Source organism: Bilophila wadsworthia ATCC 49260, from assembly GCF_000701705.1.
Classification (GTDB): domain Bacteria; phylum Desulfobacterota; class Desulfovibrionia; order Desulfovibrionales; family Desulfovibrionaceae; genus Bilophila; species Bilophila wadsworthia.
Genome location: NZ_JNJP01000131.1, coordinates 1 through 6,858 on the forward strand (window position 1 = coordinate 1; position 6,858 = coordinate 6,858).

At 59.8% G+C, this 6,858-nt stretch carries 7 protein-coding genes; 2 read left to right on the forward strand and 5 right to left on the reverse strand.

Going from position 1 to position 6,858, the window contains the following annotated elements:
• From tnpA to T370_RS0120610, 4 genes are all read right to left on the reverse strand, one after another.
• A partial coding sequence (gene tnpA / locus T370_RS0120590) for an IS200/IS605 family transposase (protein WP_029436855.1) occupies positions 1 to 200 on the reverse strand: 200 nt, incomplete at its 3' end.
• 645 nt (positions 201 to 845) lie between these two features.
• The gene (locus tag T370_RS0120600; RefSeq protein ID WP_009733421.1) at positions 846 to 1,226 is read right to left on the reverse strand and encodes a DVU0772 family protein; all 381 of its coding nucleotides are present in this window, start codon (positions 1,224 to 1,226) and stop codon (positions 846 to 848) included.
• 71 nt (positions 1,227 to 1,297) lie between these two features.
• On the reverse strand, positions 1,298 to 2,677 hold the full coding sequence (locus tag T370_RS0120605) for a sigma 54-interacting transcriptional regulator (protein ID WP_009733420.1): 1,380 nt from the start codon (positions 2,675 to 2,677) through the stop codon (positions 1,298 to 1,300).
• A 396-nt stretch (positions 2,678 to 3,073) separates the two neighbouring features.
• The gene (locus T370_RS0120610) at positions 3,074 to 4,846 is read right to left on the reverse strand and encodes an ATP-binding protein (protein WP_005025033.1); all 1,773 of its coding nucleotides are present in this window, start codon (positions 4,844 to 4,846) and stop codon (positions 3,074 to 3,076) included.
• Between the two features lie 259 nt (positions 4,847 to 5,105).
• Between T370_RS0120610 and T370_RS0120620 the strand changes: the two genes are divergently transcribed.
• Positions 5,106 to 5,723 (forward strand): hypothetical protein, encoded by a 618-nt coding sequence (locus tag T370_RS0120620; RefSeq protein WP_029436854.1) that lies wholly within the window; start codon positions 5,106 to 5,108, stop codon positions 5,721 to 5,723.
• A 278-nt stretch (positions 5,724 to 6,001) separates the two neighbouring features.
• Positions 6,002 to 6,511, forward strand: coding sequence for a Spy/CpxP family protein refolding chaperone (locus T370_RS0120625; RefSeq protein ID WP_005025029.1), 510 nt, complete (start codon positions 6,002 to 6,004; stop codon positions 6,509 to 6,511).
• Positions 6,512 to 6,577: 66 nt separating this feature from the next.
• Here T370_RS0120625 and T370_RS25805 read toward each other — a convergent pair.
• A partial coding sequence (locus tag T370_RS25805; RefSeq protein ID WP_211250542.1) for a hypothetical protein occupies positions 6,578 to 6,858 on the reverse strand: 281 nt, incomplete at its 5' end.

The window sequence follows — 6,858 nt, forward strand, 5'->3', positions numbered from 1 at the left end:
GACAGTAACATGTGCACATGATCCACACACAGGTGCCCTTCCAATATCTTGCAGCCTCGGCAGTTGGCCAATTCATGAAATACGCCCACCAACTCCTCACGAATCTTGCCGTGCAAAACCTTTTTCCGGTATTTCGGAATCCACACTATATGATACTTACACTCCCAGACCGTATGACTTAAACTTTGTAATTGCTTCATAAAAAGCCTCCTTGTTCTGCCTTGAGCGGTTCGGACAAGGAGGTTTGCTGTTTTAGGGAATTGTCAAACTGCAGGAGCCCCCCGGCTTAGCCGGGGGATCACGTCAAGGATTCGACTTTATCGAATCCCTCTTCACAGCTTTCCCCCTCTTTTGAAGGAAAGAGAGGTATGGAAGGCTATAAACGAGAAGAAGAGCGGAGGGCGCCCTTTCCTTCAAAATACCTCCGGCGGGGCTCCTCAGGGACCAGATTACGGAAAATACAATTATATATAGAGAGAGCTGTAGCTCTATTCAGTCCACAGCACTTCTTTATACCTACACGCAATCAGCTGCTTCCTCTGTCCCACACCCAACGGGACTCCCGCCGCGCGGCCTCCCCACCAGTCAAAAGTCTTTCTCATCCACCTTATCCCCCTCACCATCTCCACCTCCAAAACAAAACCCCCTCGGGCATTGCTGCCTTTGGGGGCTTCGGAGGCGTACCGGTGCGCCACCCGCGCACCGGAACATACTGCACCTGAAAACGGAGATACCTTTTTAATTGAAAAAAACGGAAGAATTGAGGAAACCGCTGGGGTCAGGGGAGACTCCCACGGACAGGCTGCTAGGCGAACGTCACTGTTCCCGCACTCCTCCCGTACGGATTAAGCCTGACCAAGCTCCTTTTTGAGCCAGTCCTTAATGACCGGCAGGGGCTCAAAGACCCCCTTGAGGGAACCGTACTCGTCCCGGAACGCTTTCACCAGCGGCTCCGGCAGCGGAACAGTCACCAGATCGTCCGCCGATTCGGAATTGCGGCGCACAAGCCGTACCTTCAAAGGGTCCTGCCACGCGTCCACGACAAAATAGGTGGCTACGTCGCTCTTGGAACGGACCGGCGGATGTTCGGAACGCCAGTCGTTATTGCCCCACTCCAGATAAAGGGTCACCGCCATCTCGGGCGTCAGGTTCCAATCAATCTGCTGGTCGGCAAACGCCGCCAAGGGAGATGTATTTTTCGTAGAGGAAAGGTGCGCTGTATTCATGTCCAATCCACCTTTGCAAGTAACATTGATTGCGTTGACTGATTAATAGTACTCGTTACTATTTTTGTCAACTACTCCATGTCGTATCTCCGCAACTTATTGTGCAGCGTCGCCCGCGTGATCCCGAGCCGCCGGGCGGCCTCGCTCTTGTTGTCCCCCGTATCTTGAAGCGTCCGCAAGATGGCCGCGCGCTCCATCTCATCCAGCGTCATGCTGATCGGCTCCTCACCTGCCGCCCCCTGCAGCTCGGCAAGGGTAGGCGCGTCGTTGTTCTTGGGCGCGGAGGACACCGCCATAGGCAGCTCACGTTCGGAAATATACTCCCCGAGGCAGAGGATAGCCGCCCGCTCCACGGCGTTCTCCAGTTCACGCACGTTGCCGGGCCAAGAGTACTTGAGCAATGCATCCATCGCCTGCGGAGTGAATCCCTTGATCTCCTTGCGGTTCGCCAGCGCAAAACGCTCCAGAAAAGCCGTGGCGAGCACGGGGATGTCCTCGCGGCGCTCCCGCAGGGAGGGCACTTCCACGCCGATCACGTTGAGCCGGTAGTAGAGATCCTCACGGAAACGCCCTTCGCTGACTTCCTCGCGCAGGTTGCGGTTGGTCGCGGCGATGACCCGCACATCCACGATGACGGGCGTATCGCTGCCCACTCGCTGGACTTCCCCCTGCTGGAGGGCGCGCAGAAGCTTTGCCTGAAGCAAAAGGGGCAGTTCGCCGATCTCATCGAGGAACAGCGTGCCGCCGTCGGCCTGGCTGAACCGCCCTTCGCGGCGCTTGTCCGCCCCTGTGAACGCGCCCTTCTCGTGCCCGAACAATTCGGACTCCAGCAGGGATTCATTGAGGGCCGCACAGTTGACGGTGACGAACGCCTTGCCTCTCCGGGCACTGGCCTCCTGAATGGCGCGGGCGACCCGCTCCTTGCCGGTCCCCGACTCCCCGGTAATCAGGACGGTCGCCTCGGTGGGCGCGACCGTATTCACCATCTCAATGAGTTCGCGCATCCGCGGGCTGCGCCCGAGAAGACCGGAAGGGCTTTCCCGGATATACTCCCGCAGTTCCCGGTTTTCAGCCGCCAGCCGGGTATGATCGAGCGCCCGTTCCAGCGTGAGGTGCAGCAGATCGAAATCCAGCGGTTTTTCCAGATAGTCGTACGCCCCGAGCCGCAGAGCCGCCACAGCGGTTTCCACGGACTGCCACGCGGTCATGACCAGGACCGGAATCGAGGGGTTATGATGTAAAATTTCCCGGATGGCCGAAATGCCGTCCATGCGGGCCATGCGCACATCCGAAAGCACGGCGTCGTAAGCCCGCTCCTTGACTTTCTCCACGGCGGTATCCCCGTCGTCGGCCTCATCCGTGGCATACCCCCACCCCCGGAGCACCGTCCGCAGCATCGCCCGGTGGGAACTGTCGTCGTCCACGATCAATATAATAGGTGGCGTGCTCATCTCATACCTCCTCGCCTCCGGCGGCAATAGATCCGTCAGGCCGCCCTTCCGGAAAAGGGGTTCCCGGACTCCTCGGCGCCGCAGATGCCGTACCCGCCGGATACCTCCCGGCGGCAACGCAATATCCGTCTTCTCAACCCTTCTCCGCCGCAAGCGGGCCTCCCGGACGGAGACGCGCACCAGCTTCCCTGCACACCTGAAGACGTCCAAGTTGCGTCATGCCTTCTGTGAATTCATCGGCCCGCTTCCCTGCACAGCCGAAGACGTTCCTACAATCCAATAATAGTCACGCCGCCCCAATCGTCAGCCCTTTTCTCAAAAGCCACTGCAAAAAAAGGAAGGAAGCGGGAATCCACACGATGCCCGCCTTTCTTCTCAACCGGTTTCCGCGTCCGCTCATTCATGCCCGTGAACCTTCCCGCCCTCTCCGCCCAAAGGCAGGAGCAAGCGGAATACGGCGCCCTGCCCCGGCTCGGAAGTGACGGAAATGCTCCCGCCGTGGGCTTCCATGATCTTGTGCACGGTGGCAAGGCCGAGCCCGGTCCCCTGCCCCTTGGTGGTGAAATAGGGATCGAAAATATGCGGCAAGGCGTCCGGCGCGATGCCCACCCCGGTATCCCGGATTTCGAGGCGCAGGGCATCGGGTTCGGGATGTAGCGACAGGAACAGCTCGCCGCCGTCCGGCATGGCTTCAAGCCCGTTCAGGCACAGGTTCAGGATCACCTGACGCATCCTGTCGGGATCGATGGCCACATCCGGCAGCACCTCGGGCGCGTCAAACCGTATGGCGACCTTGTGATTGGCGGCGTCCTGCCCGATGAGCCGGAGCGTGTCTCCGATCAGACGCCGCATCCCGGTCATGCGCGGCCGGATGTCCGTGGGGCGCGAAAGCCCTATCAAATCGCCGATGGCCCGATTGAGACGCTCCACCTCTTTGACCATGACCTGCGCCGCCTCCCGATCCGCGCTGCCTTCAGGGAACCGCCCGCCGAAATACGTCGCATACCCCTTGATGGAGCTGAGCGGATTGCGCAGCTCATGGGCGACGCCCGCGGCGAGGTTGCCCACGGCGGCAAGCTTTTCCCTGCGGCGGACTTCCGCCTCAAGGCGGCGGACTTCCGTGAGGTCACGCAGGAACATGAGCGAACCCAGGCGGCCTTCATACCCTTCATTGACGTGCCCGCCGCGTACCGAAATGTATTGCTGTTCCTCTCCGTGCCGCAAGATGATTTCCGTATCCGGCAGCACCGGCTCCTGCAACAGCTTCGCCGCCAGTTCCGCCAGCGCCGAAGGGAGCACTTCCGCCGGTTTCCGGCCTAGGAACGCCTTGCCCTTGGCCGGGGCTTCCATGCCGAGCAGGGTCAGCGCCGCCTTGTTCATCCGGGTGATCCGGCCCTTGGCGTCGAAGACGACCAGCCCGTCCGGAAGCGCTACGGCCAGTTCTTCGGCCAACGCTTCGGCCACCCGCTGCCCGCGCCGGGACGAGCGGACCCGCTCCACGGCGTGCAGGCCAAGCAAGGCCAACATGCCAGCCAGCAGCACCCCCGCCCCCAGCAGGACGGCGCGCTCGCGGTTCTGCGCCTGCGCCACTTCGAGCGGAGCAAGGTCAAGCCCGAGGAAGACATACGGCAACGGCCCTACCGTCGGTTCATCCTGCCGCCCCTCACCCTTTATCTTGGGATGGAATGTCTTGAAGACCACGAACGCCCGTGAGCCTTCCATATCTATGATCGCCCACGAAGGGGTTTCCGAGGGACGCAATGCCGCGATCGTCTCCGCGCCGAGCTCCCTGCCGCCGCGGGTGTTCAGCACTTCCCCCACGCGCGCCGGGTTGCTGTGCGCAAGGATGGTCCCGTCCGGCATGGTCACCGCGATAAAACGCACGTCAGGCCGATCCGCCAATTCTTCGACAAGGTACTGCAACCGGATTCCCGTCCGTGAACGGGTCCCGGATCGGACGCCGCTTTCCAGCGCCGTGACCAGCGCCACGCCTTTTTCCGCAAGGAAACGGACCATAGCCGTCTGAGTGCGGTCGAGCGAAAGCCCCGTAAGAAGCACTACGCCGAAAACAAGTACCAGTGCGGCGCCGAGCGTCCCTATCAACGAGCTTCCGCCGCCGACATTGGCCTGCTGCGGAGAGGAGGAAGAGAAAAGTCCTGTCGTCTGCATGGATGCGGATATTCCTTTAAGACAATGCGCAAAAAACACTGCTGGAGCGAAGCAAGAAACGCTCCAACCACCCGGCGCGGAACGGCTCTGCGGCGATCCGCCGGCCTAATTCATGGTATGCTTTTTGCAAATTTTCCGACTATTGACGAGCCCTTCAAAGCTCACGTACATGTCATACTGTGCAGATTCTGGCTCGGGAAGCTTCCTGACCATACCCATACTTTTCATTCCTTGCCACCCAAAAAGCGAAAGGGGCTTCATGCAGATATATACAGAAAACAGATTCTGTCTGCCGCTGTTTTACCTGATTGTACTGGGGGTTGCGCTCTCTATCTGGATCTGTCCGGACAAGGCTTTCGCCACGGGCGCCTCTTCCGGAGTTCACGACGACCAGCCGCGGCAGGCTCCCCAAGGGCTGCCCACTTCCCGGATGCCGGAGGCTTTCCCCGGATTCTCTCCGGATACGCCTTCCAAATGCCCGGCTCTCGCCCCGCAGCGGACCCATGACACCAGCCGGTTCGAGAGCCGCCTGTTCGCCATGCCGCTGCCTCCGAACCTCACCCCCGAACAGCAGCAGGCCGCGCTCGCCATCATGCGCGAGGCCGAACCCTATCTTACGGTCATTCATATCCAACTACGTCAAACGCTTGTGGAACTTCATAACCTTTCTTTCGCGTCCGACACGCCCCCTGACGCCTTGGCCGTCATCGGGCGCAGGCTCATCCGCCTGCGTACCGAGGCCATACGGGAATTGCAGCGCATTTCCGCACAAATGGAAAAGCTCGCCGGGTTCAATCCCGGCTGGGGTGCCCGCGTGCGCGGCACCAAAATGGAAGATCTGAACCCACAACCCCTCAACGAACAGAGCGTGGAGTGATCCCATCCCGCCGTTCCCGTGGCAGCCATGCTCCCGAAAGGAGTGTGGCTGTCTTTTTTTTAGCCACATCCGCGCATCCGGGCTTTTCCCTGTGTGATTCTTATACACTGTCAAATATCCCTGTACAAATTCTATACAGCTTTTCAGAACAACGAAAAGCCCACCAGAGGCGTTATATTGATGATTACATAGAAAATCGAATAGTTAACATGTTTGGCACGGGCGTTGCTATAGTCCAGGCAAGAGTGACGAACAAAACACCTTTCAGGAGAACCTCAATGAGCCTCAATAAAGCCTCTATCGCCGTAGCCCTTGCCGCTTTCCTCGCGGTAGGCGGGATTGCCGGGCAGGCGCTGGCAGCGCCCCACGACGGTCACGACGGCCACTGGAGACAGCAGAGGTCGTATCAGGACTGCATTTACCAGGCGCTCACGCAGGAAAAGAAAGCGCAGTACGATGCCATCATGAAGGAATTCGCCGACAAGACCGCGCCGCTGCGGGACAAGCTCGCGGCCAAGTACATTGAGCTGCGCACGCTCGGCAACAGCCCCACTCCGGACCCGAAAGCCATCGGCAAGGCGACGGAAGAACTCGTGGCGCTCCGCAACGAATTCGCCAAGGAACGCAGCGCGATGGTGGACAGGGTCGCCAAGGAAATCGGCATCAATATATTTCAAGGCAAGGGGCCGGGGTGCCCGGTTGAACGGCCCCGCCGATGCCCCGCAACAGGGATGACCGTCATGCCCGACGGTCCGCAGCCCGGAGCGGAAGCTCCCGCGAGCGAATAACAAGCCCCCCTCCAGCCGTTGGTCAGTCTCCCTTTCCAGCGGCGAAAAACCCTGACTCCCATCCAGTCAGGGGAAACAATAATCGGCAAAGCCGTTTACATATACGAGAGCCTCTACAACTTTGAACGACCGGTTCCACCTGACCGTTTCACAGGTGCCTAGCTGAGTCTGTTCGTTCAATGGCAAAGTCATCCTCCTCCTTACAGAAACTGTATCCTCCTCCTTCCTCTGCAGCGCCCCGTCTCCTCCTCCGGGGCGCTGCTCTTTTGTGCGGGGTGGAAAAATCGGGGAGGGGAAGAGGGGACTTTCTGGAGAAAGTCCCCTCTTCCCCTCCCCGATTTTTCCAC